This window comes from Pseudomonas sp. NPDC088368 (assembly GCF_044753445.1).
GTDB lineage: Bacteria > Pseudomonadota > Gammaproteobacteria > Pseudomonadales > Pseudomonadaceae > Aquipseudomonas > Aquipseudomonas bambusae.
In genome coordinates, this window is sequence record NZ_JBIVNG010000003.1 from 56679 (window position 1) to 77381 (window position 20703).

The window sequence follows — 20703 nt, forward strand, 5'->3', positions numbered from 1 at the left end:
CGCAGGGAAATATTTTGTCTTGAATCTCTGCAAAAGCTCTAACATGCGTCGTCCCACGGAACTGGAAAACAATAATGTCTTCGCTTTCGCCCTCCTCCGACCCTGCCCAAACCCCAATGGATGGCATCGACCCCGTTCGTGCCGCCCGGATTTCTGCCCGCATCGATCGCCTTCCTGCCGTTTCAACGATCTGGAAACTGGTGGCGCTGCTGTCCATCGGCGGGTTCTTCGAACTCTATGACCTGTTCCAGACCGCCTACATCAGCCCCGGTCTGATTCGCGACGGCCTCTTCGCCACGGGCGCGCAGGGCGTGTTTGGCTTTTCCGACCAGGCCGCATTCGCCTCGGCGACCTTTCTCGGCCTGTTTCTCGGCGCCAGCCTGCTTAGCCCGATTGCCGATCGCTTTGGCCGCCGAGCGATCTTCACCTTTGCGCTGATCTGGTACACCGTCGCCACGGTACTGATGGGCATTCAGACGTCAGCGCTGGGCATCATCTGCATGCGTTTTCTGGTGGGCATCGGCCTGGGCATCGAGCTGGTGACCATCGACGCCTACCTCTCGGAGCTGGTGCCCAAGCGCATGCGCAGTTCGGCGTTCGCCTTTGCGTTCTTTGTGCAGTTTCTGTCGGTGCCGTCGGTGGCGTTGATGTCTTGGTGGCTGGTGCCACAGGACCCGTTCGGCATTGCGGGCTGGCGTTGGGTGGTCATCGCCAGTGCGGTGTTCGCGCTGTTCATCTGGTGGTTGCGTTCACGGTTGCCGGAATCGCCACGCTGGCTGGCGCAGCACGGACGGTTCGCCGAGGCCGAAAAGATCATGGACGACCTCGAAGCACGCTGTGTGAAGGACCATGGCCAGGCGCTGGACGCTCCGGAAACCCACAACGTGGCTGTCGAAGGCAAAGGCCGTTTCGCTGACATCTGGCAGCCGCCTTACCGCCGTCGTGCGCTGATGCTCATTGTGTTTCATGTGTTCCAGGCCATCGGCTTTTTCGGCTTCGGCAACTGGCTGCCGGCCTTGCTCTCGGGTCAAGGCGTCAGCGTCACCCACAGCCTGGCATATGCCTTCATCATCACCCTCGCCTACCCGCTGGGGCCGCTGCTGTTCGTGAAGTTCGCCAACCGTTTCGAGAACAAGTGGCAGATCGTCGGTTCGGCGCTGGGGGCCATGATCTTCGGCACCCTCTTCGCGCAACAGAGTACGGCGGTGGGGCTGATCGTCTGCGGGGTGATGATCACGTTCTGCAATGCGTGGCTGAGCTTCGCCTATCACTCGTACCAGAGCGAGCTGTTCCCCACCAATATTCGCGCCCGCGCGGTGGGGTTCTGTTACTCGTTCAGTCGCTTGTCCACGGTGTTCAGCAGCCTGTTGATCGGCCTGTTCCTCGACCATTTCGGCACGCCGGGGGTGTTGACCTTCATCGTCGTCAGCATGCTGATCGTGATCATCACCATCGGCGCGTTCGGGCCGAAAACGCGGAACCTGGCGCTGGAGGATATTGCGCATCGGTGAGGGGCGCAGGGCAAGGGCTTTTGATTCTGGCCGAAGGCCGTGGGAGTCCAGCTTGCTGACGATCTGGTGCGAAGCAGCAGTAAAACCAATGAGCGCGATTTACCTGATACGACTGAGTTGTCAGGCTTTGCTGCCGGTGCCCGGCAGATCGTCAGCAAGCTGGACTCCTACGGCCTCCGGCCAGAATCAAAAGCGGAGCCTGGCGCTCACTTGATCGCCAATCGCTTGGCCAGCCGACTGAGGTTGGCCCGGTCTACGTTTAACTCGCGCGCCACCTCGGCCCACCGTCCCTGATGCCGGGCCAAGGCCTCATTGATCAACATCGTCTGAAACCCGTCGACCGCCTCTTTCAGCCCCTCGCCGGGTTTGACCACCGGATGCACGTCCGCCAGCAGCGGTGGCGTACGGGGGGCGATGGGCGATTCATCCTCCAGCCCCAGCGCGGGCGCCTCGATGGTCAGAATGCGGGGCCTTTCGCTGTGGGCCGACAGGGCTTTCAGCACAGCGCGGCTGATCAGGTGCTCCAGTTCGCGCACGTTGCCCGGCCATGAATAACCCAGCAACACCCCTTGCGCCTCGGGACTCATCCGTAGGCTGCGCAAGCCCATCCGTGCGCGGTTCTCTTCCAGAAAATACCCGGCGAGCAGCAACACATCCCGGCCTCGCTCGCGCAAGGGCGGCACCACCAACGGGTACACGCTCAGACGGTGATAGAGGTCAGCCCGGAAACGCCCGGCGCGCACCTCTTCCGCAAGATCACGATTAGTGGCGGCGATGATGCGCACGTCCACGTGATGCTCCTGATCGGACCCCACCCGCTGCAATTGCCCGCTCTGCAACACCCGCAGCAACTTGGACTGCACCGGCAGCGGCAACTCCCCTACTTCGTCGAGGAAGATCGAGCCCCCGTCGGCCAGTTCGAACTTGCCGCTGCGTCCACTGACTGCCCCCGAAAAGGCGCCTTTGACGTGACCAAACAGTTCGCTTTCCACCAGTAATTCAGGGAGGGCGGCGCAATTGAGGCTGATCAGCGGCTTCTGCGCACGAGGCGATTGCAGGTGAATGGCTTCGGCCACCAACTCCTTGCCGACCCCGGTTTCCCCAGTGATCAACACCGTCAGCGGGCTGTTGCCCACCAGCTGGATTTCCTGCTGCAAGCGGCGGTGCACCGCGCTTTGCCCTATCAACTCTCGGGGCCCGCGCCCTCCCGCGGCGCGTTTGTAGACTTCAGCCAGTTGCCGCTGATCTTCAACGCTGCGGGCCAGCAGGCTCATGCGTTCACTGGCCATGACCGTGGCTGCCGCCAGGCTGGCAAACGCTTGCAGATCCCGCAGATCGGCGCTGCCGAAACGCGCCGGGTCCAGCGAGTCCAGCGTGATCACGCCCCATAACGTATCCTGCACGTACAGCGGACAGCCGAGGCAATCGTGCACTTCGAGGTCGCCATGCACGCCGTCTACCAGACCGTCGTAGGGGTCCGGCAAGTCACAGTCGGTGGAAAAGCGCGTGGGCTCGCGGTTTTGCACGATGATGTCCAGCCGCGGGTGCTCGCCCAATCGAAAGCGTCTGCCCAAGGTGTCAGGGCTCAATCCCTCGACCGACAACGGCACCAAGACGTCCTCCTCAAGCCGGAGCAACGCGACGGCATCACAGGGCAGCAACTGCCGCAGCGAGCGTAACAGCCGCCGATAACGTTCCTGGTCTGGCAAATCGCGGGACAAGTCGGCCACAAGGGGCACGAGGGCCAGCAGCAAGGGGTGGGTCATAGAGCTCCAGAACACGGTTAAACGCCGAAAACGTTGTCATTATGACACTGGCTCGGAGCGCCGCCACGGCCAATTCGCGCCATTTCATCCATGCAACGGCTTGAATATACGTCATTAGTTGGTCGCCAATTAATCGCCGCGCGCTGTTTCACCCTTGAGACATTTGCACTTCATAGTGCGGGTAAAAATCGCTGTTTAATTCTGACGTCAGACACTCGTCGCACCGCGCAGGACCCTTTAATTTAAATGAAGTTTCGAAAAAACATTTTTGTTTATAGTCGGACTGATCCCCAAAGGAGCACCCGAACATGGCAAGAATTCAGGGAAGAGTTCAGGAAACGTTTCCCCCCCTGGTCGTTGATCTGGACGGCACATTGTTGCGTTCGGATCTGCTCATGGAAACAGCCATGGCCTTTGTCAGAGGCACGCCACTGAAGGCGTTCAGCCTCTTCAGGTGGTTGCTCAAAGGCAAGGCGGCGCTCAAGGAAGGCTTGGCACTGGGGACGGAAATCGACGTATCCGTATTGCCGTACGACCCCCAGATCATTGAAATGATCCAGTCCGAAAGAGCCACGGGACGCATGATCGTATTGGCCACGGCCAGCCATGTCAGCCTCGCTGAAAAGATTGCCGAACACCTTCAACTGTTTGACCTGGTATTGGCGTCCAACGCCAATCGCAACTTGTCCGGCAATAACAAACGTGACCTGTTAGTTGCGCACTACGGTGAAGGCGGCTTCGATTACATCGGCAACTCGAAAGATGATTTGCCGATCTGGAAAGTCTCCCGCCAAGCCTATGTGGTCAACCCGGATTCAGGAGTAGAGTCCCGCGTCGAGGCCATGACCCAAGTCGAACCGACGATCCGCACCAACACCGCCAGCCTGCGGGACTGGCGCAAGGCGCTGCGCATGCACCAGTGGCTGAAAAACGCCCTGATTTTTGTGCCACTGCTGGCGTCCCACCGCCTGGCGCAATTCGACCTGATGCGCGACGGCATATTCGCCTTCTTCTGCTTCGGCCTCTGCGCCTCCAGCGTCTACATCCTTAACGACCTGCTGGACCTGTGCGACGACCGCCACCATAAGAGCAAATGCAACCGCCCCTTCGCCAGCGGACGGCTGTCGATCAAGGCCGGGCTGATACTGGTGCCAACCCTGTTGCTCACGGCCTTCGGCGCGGCGTTGCTGTTACTGCCCTGGCAGTTCTCGGCGGTGATGGCGGCCTACTACGGCCTGACACTGGCTTACTCGCTGAAGCTCAAACGGCTGATGGCCTGGGACGTGATCGCGCTGGCGATGCTCTACACCGCGCGCATCATTGCCGGGGTCGCCGCGTTCAACCTCACGCTGACCTTCTGGATTCTCGCGTTCTCGATGTTCATCTTCTTGAGTCTGGCGATGGTCAAGCGCTACGCCGAGTTGCGCGACGCTCGCGCTCGGGAAGTGAACACCTTTGCCCGAGGGCGCGGCTATTACCCCGGTGACCTGGACATGATCGCCTCCCTCGGTGCGTCGTCCGGGTATCTGGCGGTGATGGTCCTGGCGCTGTACATCCAGGACGCCAAGACCACCGCGCTGTACGTCACGCCCCACGTGATCTGGCTGGCGTGCCCGCTGTTGCTGTTCTGGGTCACCCGCGTGTGGATGCTGACCCATCGCGGGCAGATGAACGAAGACCCGGTGGTGTTCGCCATCCGCGACCGCACCAGCCAGCTGATCGGCGCGATTTTCCTGCTGATGTTCTGGATCGCCGCATGAGCACACCCCTGTATTCCTGGGGCCGCTATCCCCAGAGTCCGCAAAAGGGTCACAGCTGCGTCTGGCTCGACGATCTGCCCGCGCACCTCGACCAGGTGATCGACGATCATCGCAGCAGCCTGCCTTATGGCAACGGCCGCAGCTACGGCGACAGTTGCCTCGCGACCAGCGATCAGGTGCTGCACATGCGCTCGCTGGACCGTCTGATCGAAGCCGACTGGGACAACGGCGTGCTCAAGATCGAAACGGGCATCACCCTCGCCGAAGTCCTGAGCGTCGCGATTCCCCACGGCTGGTTTCTCCCAGTCACCCCCGGCACCCAATTCGCCACCGTCGGCGGCGCCATCGCCAACGACGTACACGGCAAGAATCACCACGTGCGCGGCACGTTTGGCCGCCACGTGCGCAGCTTTGGTCTGCTGCGCCACGGTCAGCCCGAGATGGTCTGTTCCCCCAGCGTCAACGCGTCGCTGTTCGCGGCGAGTATTGGCGGTCTGGGGCTGACCGGGATCATTCATTGGGCGCAAATCCAGTTGATGCCGATCCGCGCCAGTCAGATCGACACCACCACCGTGCGCTTCGCCAACCTCGCCGAGTTTTTCGCGCTGTCGGATGAACTCGACGAGCAACACGAATACAGCGTCGCCTGGGTCGATTGCCTGGCCAAAGGCGCCGAAACCGGGCGTGGCGTGTTCATCGTCGGCGACCACGCGCAGTACGGCTCGCTGACCACCGAACGCCGCGCCAAATTGAGCGTTCCAGTGACGCCGCCGGTCTCGCTGATCAACAAACTGTCCCTGAGCGCTTTCAACAACTTGTATTGGCGCGTGCATCCAAGCAAGCGCACACCAGGGCGCAGCGCCTACGAACCGTTTTTCTATCCGTTGGATCGCATCCTGCACTGGAACCGCATCTACGGTCGCCGAGGCTTTCAGCAGTATCAATGCGTGATTCCTACCGCCAACGCCGAAGCGGCGATGGGCGAGTTGTTGCGCGCCATTGCCGATGCGGGGCAAGGCTCGTTTCTCGCGGTGCTCAAGCGCTGCGGCGACGTGCGTTCGCCGGGCCTGCTGTCGTTCCCGATGCCAGGCACCTCGCTGGCGCTGGATTTCCCCCAGAGCGAACACCTGGAAGACGTTGTATTCCCGCGCCTGGACGACATCGTTCGTGCTGCGGGAGGCCGCTTGTATCCGGCCAAGGATGCCCATATGAGCGGCGCGGACTTTCGTCGGGCGTACCCCGCCTGGGAGCGACTGGAAGCGCTGCGCGATCCCTCTCTGATGTCCCGTTTCTGGAGCCGCGTGCTGCTATGAACACACCCCACATGAAAAAAGTGCTGATCATTGGCGCGACATCGGCCATCGCCACTGCCTGCGCCCGTTTGTGGGCCACCGAGGGCAGCGATTTCTTTCTCGTCGCGCGCAACGTCGACAAGCTCCAGCAGACTGCCGCCGACCTCAAGGCCCGGGGCGCGAAGAACGTCACGCTGCACGAGATGGACGCCAACGACATCGATGCCCACCCGTTGATGATGGGCCGCTGCCTGACCGCCCTGGGCCAGATCGACATTGCGCTGATCGCCCACGGCACCCTCCCTGATCAGAAAGCCTGCGAACGCGATGTGCATCTGGCCCTGCGTGAATTCGCCAACAATTGCACGTCGGTCATCGCCTTGTTGACGGTGCTGGCAACGCAATTCGAGACCCAGCGCTGCGGCAGTCTGGCGATCATTTCGTCGGTGGCGGCAGATCGCGGGCGGCCTTCGAATTACCTGTACGGCAGCGCCAAGGCGGCGGTTTCCACCTATTGCGAAGGGCTGCAGGCGCGGCTGTTCAAGCTGGGTGTGCACGTCACCACGATCAAGCCGGGCTTCGTCGACACCCCGATGACACAAGGCCTGTCGCTGCCCGCCGCGCTGTTGGCGCAGCCGGCGCAGGTCGCGCAACGGATCGTCAAAGGCATCGCCAATAAGGTGCCGACCCTGTACGCGCCAGGGTTCTGGGCCTTGATCATGCTGATCATCCGCTCGATCCCGCAGCCGGTGTTCAAGAGGCTGAACCTGTGAACGCGACAGCCTCCGAAGAGCCGGTCCAGCTGTCGGGCTGGCGCTACCGCGCTGTCGTGCTGTCAGTGGTGGGCTCGGCGCTGGGCTACCTGGCCTTTTCGCTGTGGGGCGGCTGGCAGGCCGTGGGCGCGGCGGTGCGCGAGGTTGGCTTGATCGGCATCGTCATCGCGCTGTTCATGTCGTCGGTGAACTACGGTCTGCGTTTCGTGCGCTGGCAGGCCTACCTCAAGGTGCTGGGTCATCCCATGCCGTGGCGCCCGAGCCTGAACATTTACCTGGCCGGGTTCGCCTTGACCACCACGCCGGGCAAAGCCGGAGAAGCGTTGCGCGGCGTGCTGCTCAAACGCTGGGGCGTACCCTACCCGCAAAGCTTCGCCGCGTTCTTCAGCGAGCGCCTGTCGGACCTGTTCGCCGTGGTGCTGCTGACCCTCTTCGGCCTGTCGCTATACCCCGAGGCGATGCCGATGATCGTGGTCGGGGTCAGCCTGGTACTGGTCGGTCTGCTGGTGCTGTCGCAGCGACGTCTGCTGGAGCGCCTGATGCTGATGGTGCCCTCCGAGGGCGGCAAGGTCATCGGCCTGTTGCGCCATCTGCTGCAAGTGCTGGTGCACGCGCAGCAGTGCCATCGCCTGCGCCTGATGCTCGGCCTCACCGTCTTGAGCGTCGTGGCCTGGAGTGCGGAAGCGCTGGCTTTCGACTGGATTCTGCACTGGATGGGCGCCGAGATTCCGCTGACTTTCGCGGTGTTCGTGTACGCCTTGGCGATGCTCGCGGGGGCGGTGAGCTTCATGCCGGGCGGCCTCGGTGGCGCAGAAGCGGTGATGGTCGGGCTGCTGGTGTGGAAAGGCATGAACAGTGCCGACGCCGTGGCCGCCACCGTGCTGATTCGCGTGGCGACCTTGTGGTTCGCCGTGGCCATCGGCGCAGTCATGTTGTTCAAGCTCAAAGGTGAAACGGCGCCTCGGCGCGAAGCGGTTCAGTAAGGTTCACGCGCACCCCCGTTCGGCTGCGCGTCATGGAAAAACAGGGACAGGAGTGCAACTCATGGTGGCAGCTGTACGCAATCGATCAATGCTGATTTCCGCGCTGTTGATGATCGGGGCGATTCTCGCCAGCTTTCTCGCGTCAAGCGGGCCCATCCAGTGGATGGACAACGGCATGTTCCTCGCCGATGCGTCCCAAGGCCATTTCTTCAGCCAGACCCTCGGCCCGCTGGATCACCCGCTTTATCTGTTCGTCAGTACCGCGCTGTTCGCAGGCTTCGGGCCGCTGGTCTTGAGCTTCATGAATTCGCTGTTGCTGATCCCGCTGGGCTGGGCCATCTACCGTCTCGCCAAAGGCGTCGGCGCGACGAGCCAACAAGCGCTGATCGCGGTGGCCTCCGCTGTCCTGTGTCACTGCGTGTTCTGGGTCTCGACCAAGGCCGAGGTCTACATCCTGCACACGGTGCTGGTGATCTTCGCCTACATGATCCAGTTCAACGACAAACCGCGTCTGGGCGTGATGCCCGCGCTGTTCCTGATCGGCGTCTTGACCGGCCTCGCCGCTGCGATTCACCAGTTGACCTTCATCGTGCTGTTCCCGCTCTACGTACAGATGCTTTGGCAGCACAAGGCGCGGGTGCTCGTCACTCTGCCCGGCTTCGTGGTGGGTTTCGCCGTGGCGATCCCCGGCGTCATCAATGAAATGCACAACGGGCTCAGCCTCTACGACATCGGCCACCGCTACCTGATCGGCATCCCCGACCGCACCACGGAGCAAAGCTGGCAAGGCTCGCTGTTCCGCTTCGACGACATGTGGCACGAGAAAAACTCGGTGGTGCTGCTGATGCTTTCGCTGATCGGCCCGCAACTGGTTGGCCTGCTGCTGTTCCCCAAGCGTCCGGCGCTGCGGGTGTTGTGGGCGGCGGCGATGATGAACTTCATCTTCGCGGTCTCCTATAACGTCACCGACCGCTTCACCTTCTTCCTGCCAGGGGCCGTGCTGCTGAGCATCATCGGGGTGATTCAGCTGTACGCCCTGCTGCCGCGCAACGCCACCGGACTGGCGACCGCCTCGCCCCTCGCCGCCCCGGTGCTGATTCTCGCGGTATTCGCCGTCTACGCCAGCGGCGCGATCCAGTTGCCCGTGCACAAGGAAACCTTGCCGTTTCGCGACGACATTCACTATTTCATGGTGCCGTACCTGACCGACCGCTCTGCCGAAGAGTTCGTGCACAGCTACGAAAAGTCCGCCCCCGAAGGCGCCCTCATCATCGCCGACTGGACGCCCAACGGCGCGTTGCGCTCGGCCCAGGCCAGTGGTTTGCTCAAGGGAAGGACGTTTGAGTTGTGTGAGGAAGTCGCGAACATCGACGCTTATTTGAAAGGGCCAGGGGCGTACCTGGCAAGGACGAGTTACTGCGGAATGATTGCGGATCGGTTTACGTTGGAGACGCTGCCGGTGGGGTATGAGTTGAGGGTGAAGTAAAAGGCTGTTAGTGCCCCGCTTTGATGCTCGGTCACCCTTACATCACCAACAACCATCGTCTCCACAGGTGCTGCGAGTGATTACTTGGTCATCGTTAAATCATCGACGTAGAGCGCGTGCCAAGCGTCCGGGACAACGATCCTGGAACTGAACCTCAGAAACTTTATTTTCCGCTGCGCAGTACCACGGACCGTGACAGTGGCTGTCGTAAACTCAGGGCTGGGAAACGTATGGGTCTCGATCATCCCCCTGGAGGCGTCGAGCGCTTCTACCGTCACGGATGCTCTTCCTTCCCACCCGGTCTGAGATGTACTTCTAAACGAGACGACGGAATATTCTTCTTTAAAATCCATCACGTAAACCGTGCTGTAATCACCACTGCTGCCTGCTCTACCGTTGAACGAACTTATTAACAAAGACTTGCCCGATCCTGGATTATTACCTCCCTCTAAAATACGAGTGGGCGGATTAACACCGTTGCCCAGATGCCCCTCATAAGAAGTCGCACCCTGGTAATACGGACGAGAAAGCGCAAAAAAAGTCCCCATCGGTGCGGTCTCGAATGTTTCTTCGTGCGGCTTCTCCAATTCGACAATTACGCTCCACGCGGGCGACTCTTTACCTTTATAACTCGCCGTCAGACTGTGTGCAGCGACGGGTAATCCGGAGTGGGCATAGTCCCACTTTCCATCAACCACATCTGCCCAACCCAGGTGCTGGCCATTATCAAGAATTTCCAAGCGTTCCTCAGCAGATACTGTTTTCATCGATAAACCCCTTTCTATCAATAAATCACCTTGCCTCAGTATGGACACGAGAAAATCTTTTGCAACGGACGTTATTTACGTTGAGCGTTAGAAAAAAACAACACCCGCAACGTTCTCCCTGCCATTACAAGCACTTAGTACTTATAAATAGTGAATTGGAATAATGTTTAATTCGATCAAATCTAAGCCGCACAGCTTAATGTGAAAAAACAGAAACGCTTACGTCATCGGCATATGCCCAATTCACGTACAGTCTGTCCGCCCCGTACCTGAGCAGGATACGCTGAATACGACCTTACACCGCTTCACACCTTCTCCGACGCCCCTTCTTTATGCATCGCCAGATGCCCGGTCTTGTCACTCTTGACCTCATACTGCGGTTCATCTTTCGACGCAGGCCGATGCCGTCCCATGAATTCGACGTCCTTGGTATGCACCTGGGTGACCACTCCCACCACATGCCCCACGTCCGAATTCCAGCGCACGTGATCGCCTTTCTTTAATGTGTGGGCCATGTGACTGCTCCTTGATAAGCGTCAGGGCTGCCAGAGGTCTGGCTGCCCCAAGTTTGCGGTCGAGGAAAGTGGGGGCGCTGATGGGGCCATGTGGCTCAACGCCTGGAGCGTGTTGCCGACTGGATGGAAGTGAGTGTCGAGCCGACTGCCCCCCCCAACGGCGCCCCGCGCTCGGCCCAGGCCAGTGGCTTGCTTAAGGGGCGGACGTTTGAGTTGTGTGAAGAAGTCGCGAACATCGACGCCTATCTCAAAGGCCCGGGGGCGTACCTGGCGCGGACCAGTTACTGTGAGATGATTGCGGACCGGTTTACGTTGGAGACGTTGCCGGACTTCGGCACAGCAGATAGGCAGTGGCCACCGTCGTCTTCAGCTCGATGGGAAGTTGCGGAATGGTCAAGGCAAAGGTGCGGGAACTGGGGCAGAATGTGGTTGTGGTAATCGATGGGGGCGGTTCCGGTATAGCGATCTGTGCGTTCCACCAGAATCAAAGCTTTATCCGCTGTACCATCCTGTACGCCGCGCCCAAGGGTCTGACCTATCTGACGTGAGGCGCCAGGGTCAGTTGGGGAACATACATTTATTGGCGCTGGCGTGCACCTTTGAGATGCACGGAAGCAGGGTCATCATCGAGCAGAGACTTCGAGGGTGTCGACATAAATTCGGAGCGCCGCACCGCCTTCATCAGCGGGTATCAAATTGAATCGCAAAGCTCGTATCGAGCGCTCTCCATTGCTCAGAACAATCCGTTGCAACCCTCTGGTATGGGGTAATGTGAAGCTATTTAAAATGTCATTACTATCGTTCAACGTTTCGATCCATCTGCGCGACGCTTCGGTATGAGTCTGCACATAGCAGTCAAAGGTGACAGTTTTCCATAATGAATGGAATGTCATCGTATAGATGCAATCACTGACGATGCCATTCACCCGCTGAGCCACCAGATCGAGCGCTTTTCCATGGAGCCCAAGCCTAGAGCCGTTCAGTGTTGCTTTTGGCCTTAACGCATTGTTCGGATTTTGGGGCGCCCAAATCGCACTGTACCAAGATTGCTCGAACTCAGTGAAACGTTCACTAGGTAGCCCCTCAAAGTCCTCGACATATTCTGAAGCCCCCTGAGCAAATAGCCAGGGTGTGGAGTCCGTTCCCCGGTATCTGCCAACGACTCGGTGATCTCCCTCGTCCAGATCGCTTAAATCATAAGACCAGATTCCATCCTTGATATCCGCCCACCCCACATGTTCATCCTGATCCAGAATTTCCACCCGATCTTCCATCGATTCGGTATTCATTTCTCGACTCCTTGCCTCAGATAAACATCCCTCTACAGATTATGACCATGACCGGGCTAATTACAATCTGCTGCGCCGGACTGAGGACAGACAGCGATCACGATGAAAAGATTATTCTCATGTCCGACAGTCAGTTATGACTTTTCAAACATGCATTGGAAATAACAGTTACTTCAAATGATTCTAAAAACCGTGACCGCGTCAGGCGAGCAGAGTGACTTAAACTTTCTCCAACGCATTTTCTTTGTGCATTGCCAAATGCCCGGTCTTGTCACTCTTTACCTCGTACTGCGGCTCGTCTTTCGACGCAGGCCGATGCCGTCCCATGAACTCGACACCTTTGGTATGCACCTTGGTGACAACCCCCACCACATGGCCCACGTCGGAGTTCCAGCGCACGTGATCGCCTTTCTTGAATGCATGGGCCATGTGATTGCTCCTTGATGAGGGTCAGGGCTGCCAGAGGGTCTGGCTGCCTTCGAGTTTGCGGTCCAGAAAACTTGCCGCGCTGATGAGTGCCAGGTGGCTCAGGGCCTGCGGCGTGTTGCCCAGATGATGACCGTGGGTGTCAAACTCTTCGGCGTAGAGGCCGAGGGGGTTGGCGTAGCGCAGCAGTTGCTCGAATTCCAGGTGCGCCTGTTCCACGCGCCCTGCCCTCGCCAAGCATTCGACGTACCAGAACGAGCAAGCGACAAATGCACCTTCGTCGCCGTCGAGGCCATCGCCGTAGCTGTCGTCGTTGCGGTAGCGGAAGACCATACCGTCACGCACCAGGGTGCGTTCGATGGCATCGAGGGTCGATAGCCATTTCGGGTCGCTGGCGCCGACGAACCGCACCAGCGGCATGAGCAGCATCGAGGCGTCGAGGTTCTTGCTGCCCTTGTGCTGGACGAAATGGCCGAGGTCGTGGTCCCAGAAGTTTTCCCAGATGTCGTCGTGGATGGCCTGACGCTCGTTGGTCCAGCGCTCGAACGGCGCGGGCAGCGAACGCTTGAACGACAGACGCAGCGCGCGATCCAGTGCCACCCAGCACATCAGTCGCGAGTGCAGGAAATGCTGATCGTCGCCGCGCATCTCCCAAATGCCAACGTCCTTGCTGCGCCAGTTTTCGCAGAGTTCGTTGACCAGTCGGGTCGTGTGCTTCCAGCCTTCATGGGAGATGGCTTCGCCGTATTTGTTGGCCAGGTACACGGCGTCGAGCAGCTCGCCGTAGATGTCGAGTTGCGTTTGTTTGTAGGCCTCGTTGCCGATGCGGACCGGGGTCGCGCCGCCGTAGCCGGACAGGTGGGACAGGTTTTCTTCGGGCAGCTCTTCCTGACCCGCGAGGGAATACAGGATGCCGAGCTTGGTCGAGTCGTCGCAGCAATCACCCATGCGCTCGCGGACCCAGTGCATGAAGGCGTTGGCTTCGTCGATGTAGCCCAGGCGCATGAAGGCGTAGACGGTGAAAGACGCGTCGCGTATCCAGGTGTAGCGGTAGTCCCAGTTGCGCTCGCCGCCCTCTTCTTCCGGCAGCCCGAAGGTGGCCGCCGCAACGATGCCGCCGTGCTTGCGCGAGGTCAGAAGTTTAAGGGCGAGCGCGGAACGGTTGACCGTTTCCCGCCAGCGGCCCCGGTAGTTAGAGTGACGGCTCCAGTGTTGCCAATAGTCCACGGTGCTTTTGAGGTCGCAGTCGCATTGGGTGGCGCGGACGTTTTCGTCGTCGGCACCGCCGAGCATGAACTCAACGATATCGCCCTGCTTCATCTCGAATTCGGCAATGGCGGCGTGGCCGTCCAGCGACAGGTCCACCGTGGCGCAGAGGCGCATGGCCGGTTGACCATCAGCTTCGAAGCGCACGTCTTTGCCCTCCATCTGCGCGGTGGTTTCCGCGCGGCTGTAGTCGTGGCGGACGCGGCACAGCATCCGCGCTTTCGTCGTGCCATGGCGCACGTGAATGCGCCGTACCAGCCGTGGCAGGTCCTCGACATCGTCGGCGATGGGCATCAGGTCGGTGACTTCGACCACTGCATCCTTGGCGATCCAGCGGGTCATCAACACGTTGGTTTCGGGCAGGTACAGCTGCTGGCGGCGTGCGTCAGGAAGGATGGGCGACAGCTGGAAGATCCCGGCGTCCGGGGTGTCGAGCAGCGCAGTGAAGATGCTCGGGCTGTCGAAATCCGGCCAGCAACAGAAGTCGATGCTGCCGGTGTCGGCCACCAGCGCCGCGCTGCGCATGTCGCCAATGATGCCGTGGTTCTCGATGGCATTCTGCGGCTCGTCGCGCGGGTCGTGTTGCGTGCGGGAAGGCTCAGCCATTGTTGCGGAACTCCGGGTACAGGCTCATGCCGCCGTCGATGAACAGCGTGGTGCCGTGCACGTAATCGGAGGCGTCGGAGGCCAGCCAGACCACGGCGTTGGCGACGTCTTCGGCTTCGCCCACGCGGCCGTAGGGGATCAGTTTCAGGAGTGCTTTCTCGGCGTCGCCGGTGGTGGCTTTGGTGTTGATGGCCGTGCGAATGGCCCCCGGCGCGATGCTGTTGACGCGGATGCGCTGCTCGCCGACTTCCTGGGCGATGCTGCGCATCAGCAAGTCCACCCCACCTTTGGAGGCCGCGTAGTTAACGTGTCCGGCCCAAGGAATGACCTGGTGCACGGAACTCATATGAATGATCTTGCCCAGTGCGCGGGAAATCTCGGGACGGATTTCCTGTTTGGCGAACTGGCGCAACGCCGCACGGGCGCAGAGAAACTGGCCGGTAAGGTTGACGCTGATCACGGTGTTCCAGTCGTCGAGGCTGAGTTCGGCGATAGGGGCGTCTTTTTGCAGGCCCGAGTTGGCGAGCAGGATGTCCAGACGACCAAAGGCTTTCAGGGTTTCGGCGAACAGGGCCTCGACCTCCTCCTCTTTCGACACGTCGGCGCGGACGGCAATGGCCTGGCCTCCCGCTTTCAATATCTCATCTACCAGTTTTTCTGCGGGTTCGGGTTGGGAGTGGTAATTGACCACGACCGCGGCGCCGGAAGCCGCCAGCCCTCGGGCCGCGCCCAGGCCCAAGCCAGAGCTGGCACCGGTTACCAGTGCGACCTGGCCTTTCAAGGAAATCTGCATGGAATGTCGTGCCTCAGATGAGCGTTTAAATGCTGACTGATGGCGCTGGATGGAAGTTCATTGAGGCTGTCGCCAGACTGGACACGATCCGAATCTGTAGGAGCGAATTTATTCGCGAATCGTCGGCCCAGGCGCTGCATCTCCTTCGCCTGGAATACCGTTTTCGCGAATGAATTCGCTCCCACAAATTAGGTCCGTGTCTGGCTCAGACGCCGCAGCGCAGGTGAACCTGTGGGAGCGAATTCATTCGCGAATCGTCGGCCCAGGCGCTGCATCTCCTTCGCCTGGAATACCGTTTTCGCAAATGAATTCGCTCCCACAGGTCTGTGCGTCGGTCGACAGGCACAGGGCGCAAAGCCCTTCCGTTAACCAACCGGTCCGCGAAACATACGGTTACGCTGGACGGCGGGCGACAGCGCTCCATAAACTGCCGGTCATCATTTCGCAGGCTTTCAACGAGCAGGGTGACGAATGTCGCGTAACGGGGATCAGGTATGAATCGCAACGAACTGCGCAAGGCCGACATCAACCTGATGGTGGTGTTCGAGACCTTGATGCAAGAGCGCAACGTGACCCGTGCCGCCGAGAAGCTGTTCCTTGGCCAGCCCACTATCAGCGCCGCCCTGAACCGGCTTCGAGCGTTGTTCAACGACCCCTTGTTCATCCGCGTTGGCCATCGCATGGAACCCACGGCCCGCGCTAACGAGATCATCCATCACCTCTCGCCCGCCCTGGACGCGATGTCCGTGGCACTGAGCCTGACCCGCGATTTCGATCCCGCCAGCAGCGACATGACCTTCCGCATCGGCCTGTCCGACGATGTCGAATACAGCCTGTTGCCGCCCCTGTTGCGCGCCATCCGCCAGGAAGCACCGGGCGTCGTGATCGTCATTCAGCAGGTCAGCTACTGGAATGTCTCCGAATTGCTCATGTCCGGTGAGATCACGGTCGGTGTGTGCCTGACCCGCGAACTCCCCGCCAATGCCAAGCGCAAGTTGCTGCGCAGCGTGCAGCCGATGGTGGTGCGGGCAGACGATTCGCCCGAACCCTTGACCCTGGACGAATACTGCTCACGGCCGCATGTGGTGGTTTCTCACGTGGCGAACATTTCGAGCTTCGCGGATGAGTGGCTGGCGGCCATCGGGCGCAAGCGCAAGGCCGTCCTGTCTGTGCCGCAATACAGCACCCTGCCCGCCTTGATGGCCGGAACGGATCTGCTGTGCAACCTGCCGGATCATCTGACGTTGGCGATGGGCAATTCGGGACTGTTGAGGGGGGAGCCGTTGCCGTTCATCACCCCGAATCTGGAGCTGTCGATGGTCTGGCTGAGCGTGATGGACACTGATCCGGCCGAGCGCTGGCTGCGCAAGCGGCTGGAGCAGTTCATGGGGGATTACAGCCCGATTCCGCCGCTGCCCAAAGGCTGAGGTGAAGCAAGCCCAACTGTAGGAGCGAATTCATTCGCGAGGCGTTCAAACATCCGATAGAGAAGTGTCGGATGTACCGGCCCTTTGCGAATGAATTCGCTCCTACAGAGGTTTCGTGGTGCTGCAGGTCTACAAGGTGTTCGGGGTCGTGCCTGTGGCAACCCGGTTGAGCGGCCACAGGCAACGGCGTGGGGCGTGAATCAGCCGAAACGACCAGTGATGTAATCTTCGGTCTGGGTCTTGGTCGGCTTGGTGAAGATGGTGTCGGTGTCGCCGTGTTCGATCAGTTCGCCCAGGAACATGAACGCGGTGTAGTCCGAGCAGCGCGCGGCCTGTTGCATGTTGTGGGTCACGATAACCACCGTGAACTGTTCCTTCAGCTCAGTGATCAGTTGCTCGATGCGACCGGTGGAGATCGGGTCGAGTGCCGAAGTCGGTTCGTCCAACAGCAGCACTTGCGGACGCAGGGCGATGGTGCGGGCGATGCACAGACGCTGCTGCTGACCACCGGACAGGCTCTGAGCGCTTTGCTTGAGCTTGTCTTTCACTTCGTCCCACAGCGCAGCACCGCGCAGGGCTTCTTCGACACGCTCTTCCATCTCGCGACGCGACAGCTTTTCGTGGTGCTTTACGGCATACGAAATGTTGTCGTAGATCGACATCGGGAACGGCACTGGCTTCTGGAACACCATGCCTACGTGGCTGCGCAGACGGTTCATCGAATAGCCCGGCGCCAGGATGTTTTCGCCGTTGAGCAAGACTTCGCCCTTGGCTTCCAGTTTCGGGTACATCGAGTAGATCCGGTTGAACACGCGCAGCATGGTCGACTTGCCGCAACCCGACGGGCCGATGATCGCCGTGATGCGCTTCTCGGGAATGGTCATGTTGATGGACTTCAACGACTGGTGGCCGTTGTAGTAGAAGTCGAGGTTGCGGACCTGGATCTTGGTTTTTTCGTCGGCAAGCGAAAGGTTATTCATCAGGATGCCTTATTGCGCAGAAGAAGGAGACGGGAGCTGAGGCTCAGCAACAGTACGAACAGGGTCATGATCAGGGCGCCGGCCCATGCCAGAGAGTGCCAGTCGTCGAACGGGCTCATGGCGTATTGGAAGATCACGACGGGAATGCTGGCGATCGGCTTGAGCAGGTTACCGCTCCAGAACTGGTTACCGAACGCGGTGAACAGCAGCGGCGCGGTTTCACCGGTGATGCGCGCCAGGGCCAACAGAATACCGGTGACGACACCGGCACGGGCGGCACGCAGGACGATCTGCAGGGTCAGTTTCCACTGCGGAACGCCAAGGGCCAGGGCCGCTTCACGCATGGTCGCCGGTTGCAGTTGCAGCATTTCGTCGGTGGTACGCACCACGACCGGAATCACCAGCAACGCCAGGGCGAGCGCACCGGCAAAGGCCGAGAAGCCAATGCGGTGGTCGGTCACGGCACTGATCGGCAGGATCACGGCGGTGTAGACAAACAGGCCGAGCACGATCGACGGTGCTGACAGCAGGATGTCGTTGATGAAGCGAACGGCGTTGCCCAGCTTGGTGTGGCGCGCGAATTCCGCCAGCCAGATACCGGCCATCAAGCCGATAGGGGTGCCGATCAACAGACCGATGCCGGACATCAGGAAGCTGCCGTAGAAGGCGTTGGCCAAACCACCTTCGGCGCCGGGCGGCGGCGTCATCTCGGTGAACAGGCGCAGGTTCAGCGCCTGAAAACCGTTGACCAGGGTGGTGATCAGAATCCACACCAGCCACAGCAGACCGAACACGGTCGCGCCACAACTCAGGACCATCGCCAGCTTGTTTTTGAAAGCCCGCATCCGATACAGGTTTTCGTTGTCGACCTTACTCATAGGCCCTCCTTGCGCGACAGACGGGACAGCATCAGGCGGGCAATGGCCAGCACGATGAACGTAACAACGAACAGCAAGAAGCCCAGGGCGATCAGCGACGAGCGATGCAGGTCGGTGTACGCCTCACTGAATTCGTTGGCGATCACAGACGCAATCGAACTGCTTGGCATCATCAGCGATGCAGAGAACTGGTGAGCGTTACCCAGTACGAAGGTCACGGCCATGGTTTCACCCAGTGCGCGACCCAGCCCCAGAAAGACGCCGCCGACCACCGCCGAGCGGGTGTAGGGCAGGACGATGTCCCAGACCACTTCCCAGGTCGTGCCGCCCAGTGCGTAGGCCGACTCTTTCAGGGCGACTGGCACGCTGCGGAACACTTCCGTCATGACGGAGGTAATGAACGGGGTAATCATGATCGCCAGCACGATACCCGCGGTGAGCATGCCGATGCCGAGCGGCGGGCCTTGGAAGACCGGGCCGATCAGCGGCAACGCGCCGAGGTTGTCGTTGATCCACGGCGCCAGGTACGCAGCCATGAACGGGCCGAAGACGAACAGGCCCCACATGCCGTAGATGATGGAGGGGATGCCCGCCAGCAACTCGACAGCGGAAGCAATCGGTGTGCGCAGCCAGGGCGGCGCCACTTCAGTCAGAAAAATCGCGATGCCGAAACTCACCGGAACGGCAATCAGCAGCGCAAGGAAAGAGGTGACCAGCGTGCCGTAGATCGGCACCAATGCGCCGAAATGACCGGCGACCGGGTCCCATTCGGTACTGGTAAGAAATTCGAAACCAAAGGTCTTGAACGCCAGGGCACCGCCCCAGAGTGTCGAGCCGGCGATGCTCGCCAGCAACAGCAGCACCAACAGAGCCGCTCCCAGCATCGTGCGCCGGAACCAGGCGTCGTGTCGGTGATCGCGGGCCGCGCGTTTTTCGCTCTCGGATTCAGCATCCGGAATCACAGCGGACATATATTGGGTGTTCTCAGTCATGGTGGGTCCACTCGCAAGGAAACCCTGTCACCGAGCGCTCGGTGACAGGGGTTAGCCGGATAACGTCGAGTTCTTACTTGAACTCGGCTTTCCAGTAGGTTTCGATCTTGCTGACCAGCTCTTTAGGCAGTGGAACGTAGTCCAGGGACTCGGCTTGAGCCTGACCGCTTTCCAGAGACCACTTGAAGAAGTCGAAAGCGGCTTTGCTTTCTTCAGCCTTCTTCGGCTGCTTGTACATGATGATCCAGGTGGTGGCAGTGATTGGCCATGCCTCAGCGCCCGGGGCGTTGGTCATGATCAGGTTGAAGTCCTTGGCGCTTGCCCAGTCAGCGGTAGCAGCGGCAGCGGCGAACGCTTTGGCGCTAGGCTCGACCGTTTTGCCAGCAGCGTTTTCCAGCTTGACGTAGGAAATGTTGTTGGTCTTGGCGTAGGCGAATTCCACGTAGCCGATCGAACCCTTGATCTGCTTCACGTAAGCAGCCACACCTTCGTTACCCTTGCCACCCACACCGACTGGCCACTGAACAGCCGAACCTTCGCCAGGACCGGCTTTCCAGTCCGGGCTGACTTTGCTGAGGTAGTTGGTGAAGTTGAACGAAGTACCCGAACCGTCCGAACGGTGAACCACGGTGATCGCGGACTCAGGCAGCTTCAGGCCTTTGTTCAGCGCAACGATCGCTGAATCGTTCCACTTGGTGATTTTGCCCTGGAAGATGTCGGCCAGGACTTTGCCGCTCAGTTCCAGCTTGCCGGTTTCGATGCCTTCAACGTTGATGACTGGAACGATACCGCCGATCACGCTTGGGAACTGACCCAGGCCCGAAGCCTGCAGGTCTTCGGCTTTAAGAGGGGCGTCGGAAGCACCGAAGTCAACGGTGGCTGCCTTGATTTGTGCGATACCGCCGCCGGAACCGATCGACTGGTAGTTAACCTTGTTGCCGGACTTTGCGCTGTACTCGGTCGCCCATTTCGAGATGACTGGGAACACGAAGCTCGAACCAGCACCAGTGACGTCCGTAGCGTGTGCCATTCCGGACAAGGCCATCGAAGCCAGCAGGAGTGACAGGCGTGTTTTTGTCAGCAGATTCACGGCAATACCTCAGCAAGAGAATGTGTATGTGTGGTCGCAGTTGAAGACCCGATGCAGATTTAAAACCCGAAACATTTCTGTTTGATGACAGTCTTGGGACACA

General features: G+C 59.9%; 19 protein-coding genes. 8 read left to right on the forward strand and 11 right to left on the reverse strand.

Translation table 11 applies throughout. The features are described from left to right. Positions 1-74: 74 nt before the first annotated feature. On the forward strand, positions 75-1511 hold the full coding sequence (locus ACIQAL_RS06725; protein WP_401143898.1) for an MFS transporter: 1437 nt from the start codon (positions 75-77) through the stop codon (positions 1509-1511). 206 nt (positions 1512-1717) lie between these two features. Here the strand turns inward: ACIQAL_RS06725 and norR are convergent, their stop codons facing one another. Continuing rightward, the gene (gene norR, locus ACIQAL_RS06730; protein ID WP_401143900.1) at positions 1718-3277 is read right to left on the reverse strand and encodes a nitric oxide reductase transcriptional regulator NorR; all 1560 of its coding nucleotides are present in this window, start codon (positions 3275-3277) and stop codon (positions 1718-1720) included. 308 nt (positions 3278-3585) lie between these two features. Here norR and ACIQAL_RS06735 point away from each other — a divergent pair, with 308 nt between their 5' ends. From ACIQAL_RS06735 to ACIQAL_RS06755, 5 genes are all read left to right on the forward strand, one after another. Then, a complete protein-coding gene (locus tag ACIQAL_RS06735; protein ID WP_401143902.1) occupies positions 3586-5037 on the forward strand; it encodes a UbiA family prenyltransferase in 1452 nt (483 codons plus the stop codon). Next, positions 5034-6350 (forward strand): FAD-binding protein, encoded by a 1317-nt coding sequence (locus ACIQAL_RS06740; RefSeq protein WP_401143904.1) that lies wholly within the window; start codon positions 5034-5036, stop codon positions 6348-6350. The genes ACIQAL_RS06735 and ACIQAL_RS06740 overlap by 4 nt, the downstream gene beginning before the upstream one ends. Positions 6351-6361: 11 nt before the next feature. After that, positions 6362-7102, forward strand: a complete 741-nt coding sequence (locus ACIQAL_RS06745) for an SDR family oxidoreductase (protein ID WP_341964529.1) — start codon at positions 6362-6364, stop codon at positions 7100-7102. Continuing rightward, entirely contained in the window at positions 7099-8085 is a 987-nt protein-coding gene (locus tag ACIQAL_RS06750; RefSeq protein ID WP_401143906.1) for a YbhN family protein, read from the forward strand. Before ACIQAL_RS06745 ends, ACIQAL_RS06750 begins: the two co-directional genes overlap by 4 nt. Before the next feature lie 61 nt (positions 8086-8146). Continuing rightward, entirely contained in the window at positions 8147-9571 is a 1425-nt protein-coding gene (locus tag ACIQAL_RS06755) for a DUF2723 domain-containing protein (protein ID WP_401143908.1), read from the forward strand. An 80-nt stretch (positions 9572-9651) separates the two neighbouring features. Here the strand turns inward: ACIQAL_RS06755 and ACIQAL_RS06760 are convergent, their stop codons facing one another. Both ACIQAL_RS06760 and ACIQAL_RS06765 read right to left on the reverse strand, forming a co-directional pair. Then, on the reverse strand, positions 9652-10338 hold the full coding sequence (locus tag ACIQAL_RS06760; RefSeq protein WP_401143910.1) for a hypothetical protein: 687 nt from the start codon (positions 10336-10338) through the stop codon (positions 9652-9654). 305 nt (positions 10339-10643) lie between these two features. Then, entirely contained in the window at positions 10644-10853 is a 210-nt protein-coding gene (locus tag ACIQAL_RS06765) for a DUF2945 domain-containing protein (protein ID WP_401143912.1), read from the reverse strand. Between the two features lie 350 nt (positions 10854-11203). On the opposite strand from ACIQAL_RS06765, the gene ACIQAL_RS06770 reads away from it, so the two are divergent. Further along, entirely contained in the window at positions 11204-11401 is a 198-nt protein-coding gene (locus ACIQAL_RS06770) for a hypothetical protein (protein WP_401143914.1), read from the forward strand. Positions 11402-11476: 75 nt separating this feature from the next. Here the strand turns inward: ACIQAL_RS06770 and ACIQAL_RS06775 are convergent, their stop codons facing one another. From ACIQAL_RS06775 to ACIQAL_RS06790, 4 genes are all read right to left on the reverse strand, one after another. Beyond that, the gene (locus ACIQAL_RS06775) at positions 11477-12142 is read right to left on the reverse strand and encodes a hypothetical protein (RefSeq protein WP_401143916.1); all 666 of its coding nucleotides are present in this window, start codon (positions 12140-12142) and stop codon (positions 11477-11479) included. A gap of 219 nt (positions 12143-12361) precedes the next feature. Then, positions 12362-12571: a DUF2945 domain-containing protein gene (locus tag ACIQAL_RS06780; RefSeq protein ID WP_401143917.1), complete on the reverse strand. Its 210-nt coding sequence runs from the start codon at positions 12569-12571 to the stop codon at positions 12362-12364. 21 nt (positions 12572-12592) lie between these two features. Next, on the reverse strand, positions 12593-14440 hold the full coding sequence (locus ACIQAL_RS06785) for a glycoside hydrolase family 15 protein (protein ID WP_401143919.1): 1848 nt from the start codon (positions 14438-14440) through the stop codon (positions 12593-12595). After that, positions 14433-15233: an SDR family oxidoreductase gene (locus ACIQAL_RS06790; protein ID WP_341964028.1), complete on the reverse strand. Its 801-nt coding sequence runs from the start codon at positions 15231-15233 to the stop codon at positions 14433-14435. Before ACIQAL_RS06790 ends, ACIQAL_RS06785 begins: the two co-directional genes overlap by 8 nt. A 494-nt stretch (positions 15234-15727) precedes the next feature. On the opposite strand from ACIQAL_RS06790, the gene ACIQAL_RS06795 reads away from it, so the two are divergent. Beyond that, complete coding sequence (locus tag ACIQAL_RS06795; RefSeq protein ID WP_341964027.1) at positions 15728-16660, forward strand: LysR substrate-binding domain-containing protein; 933 nt, start codon at positions 15728-15730, stop codon at positions 16658-16660. A 200-nt stretch (positions 16661-16860) separates the two neighbouring features. Here ACIQAL_RS06795 and pstB read toward each other — a convergent pair whose 3' ends face one another. The 4 genes from pstB to pstS form a co-directional block, all read right to left on the reverse strand. Next, positions 16861-17640: a phosphate ABC transporter ATP-binding protein PstB gene (pstB, locus tag ACIQAL_RS06800; protein ID WP_166595250.1), complete on the reverse strand. Its 780-nt coding sequence runs from the start codon at positions 17638-17640 to the stop codon at positions 16861-16863. Continuing rightward, the gene (gene pstA / locus ACIQAL_RS06805; protein ID WP_401143922.1) at positions 17640-18518 is read right to left on the reverse strand and encodes a phosphate ABC transporter permease PstA; all 879 of its coding nucleotides are present in this window, start codon (positions 18516-18518) and stop codon (positions 17640-17642) included. Before pstA ends, pstB begins: the two co-directional genes overlap by 1 nt. Then, positions 18515-19510 (reverse strand): phosphate ABC transporter permease subunit PstC, encoded by a 996-nt coding sequence (gene pstC, locus ACIQAL_RS06810; RefSeq protein ID WP_166595248.1) that lies wholly within the window; start codon positions 19508-19510, stop codon positions 18515-18517. The genes pstA and pstC overlap by 4 nt, the downstream gene beginning before the upstream one ends. 73 nt (positions 19511-19583) lie before the next feature. After that, on the reverse strand, positions 19584-20600 hold the full coding sequence (pstS, locus tag ACIQAL_RS06815; protein ID WP_401143924.1) for a phosphate ABC transporter substrate-binding protein PstS: 1017 nt from the start codon (positions 20598-20600) through the stop codon (positions 19584-19586). Positions 20601-20703: the final 103 nt, after the last annotated feature.

Bases quoted from the DNA above. Each gene is read 5' to 3' on its own strand.
- ACIQAL_RS06725 (WP_401143898.1), top strand. From the start codon at position 75: ATGTCTTCGCTTTCGCCCTCCTCCGACCCTGCCCAAACCCCAATGGAT.
- pstA (WP_401143922.1), bottom strand. From the start codon at position 18,518: ATGAGTAAGGTCGACAACGAAAACCTGTATCGGATGCGGGCTTTCAAA.
- ACIQAL_RS06785 (WP_401143919.1), bottom strand. From the start codon at position 14,440: ATGGCTGAGCCTTCCCGCACGCAACACGACCCGCGCGACGAGCCGCAG.
- ACIQAL_RS06775 (WP_401143916.1), bottom strand. From the start codon at position 12,142: ATGAATACCGAATCGATGGAAGATCGGGTGGAAATTCTGGATCAGGAT.
- ACIQAL_RS06780 (WP_401143917.1), bottom strand. From the start codon at position 12,571: ATGGCCCATGCATTCAAGAAAGGCGATCACGTGCGCTGGAACTCCGAC.
- norR (WP_401143900.1), bottom strand. From the start codon at position 3,277: ATGACCCACCCCTTGCTGCTGGCCCTCGTGCCCCTTGTGGCCGACTTG.
- ACIQAL_RS06735 (WP_401143902.1), top strand. From the start codon at position 3,586: ATGGCAAGAATTCAGGGAAGAGTTCAGGAAACGTTTCCCCCCCTGGTC.
- ACIQAL_RS06795 (WP_341964027.1), top strand. From the start codon at position 15,728: ATGAATCGCAACGAACTGCGCAAGGCCGACATCAACCTGATGGTGGTG.
- pstB (WP_166595250.1), bottom strand. From the start codon at position 17,640: ATGAATAACCTTTCGCTTGCCGACGAAAAAACCAAGATCCAGGTCCGC.
- ACIQAL_RS06765 (WP_401143912.1), bottom strand. From the start codon at position 10,853: ATGGCCCACACATTAAAGAAAGGCGATCACGTGCGCTGGAATTCGGAC.
- ACIQAL_RS06755 (WP_401143908.1), top strand. From the start codon at position 8,147: ATGGTGGCAGCTGTACGCAATCGATCAATGCTGATTTCCGCGCTGTTG.
- ACIQAL_RS06760 (WP_401143910.1), bottom strand. From the start codon at position 10,338: ATGAAAACAGTATCTGCTGAGGAACGCTTGGAAATTCTTGATAATGGC.
- pstC (WP_166595248.1), bottom strand. From the start codon at position 19,510: ATGACTGAGAACACCCAATATATGTCCGCTGTGATTCCGGATGCTGAA.
- ACIQAL_RS06740 (WP_401143904.1), top strand. From the start codon at position 5,034: ATGAGCACACCCCTGTATTCCTGGGGCCGCTATCCCCAGAGTCCGCAA.
- ACIQAL_RS06790 (WP_341964028.1), bottom strand. From the start codon at position 15,233: ATGCAGATTTCCTTGAAAGGCCAGGTCGCACTGGTAACCGGTGCCAGC.
- ACIQAL_RS06745 (WP_341964529.1), top strand. From the start codon at position 6,362: ATGAAAAAAGTGCTGATCATTGGCGCGACATCGGCCATCGCCACTGCC.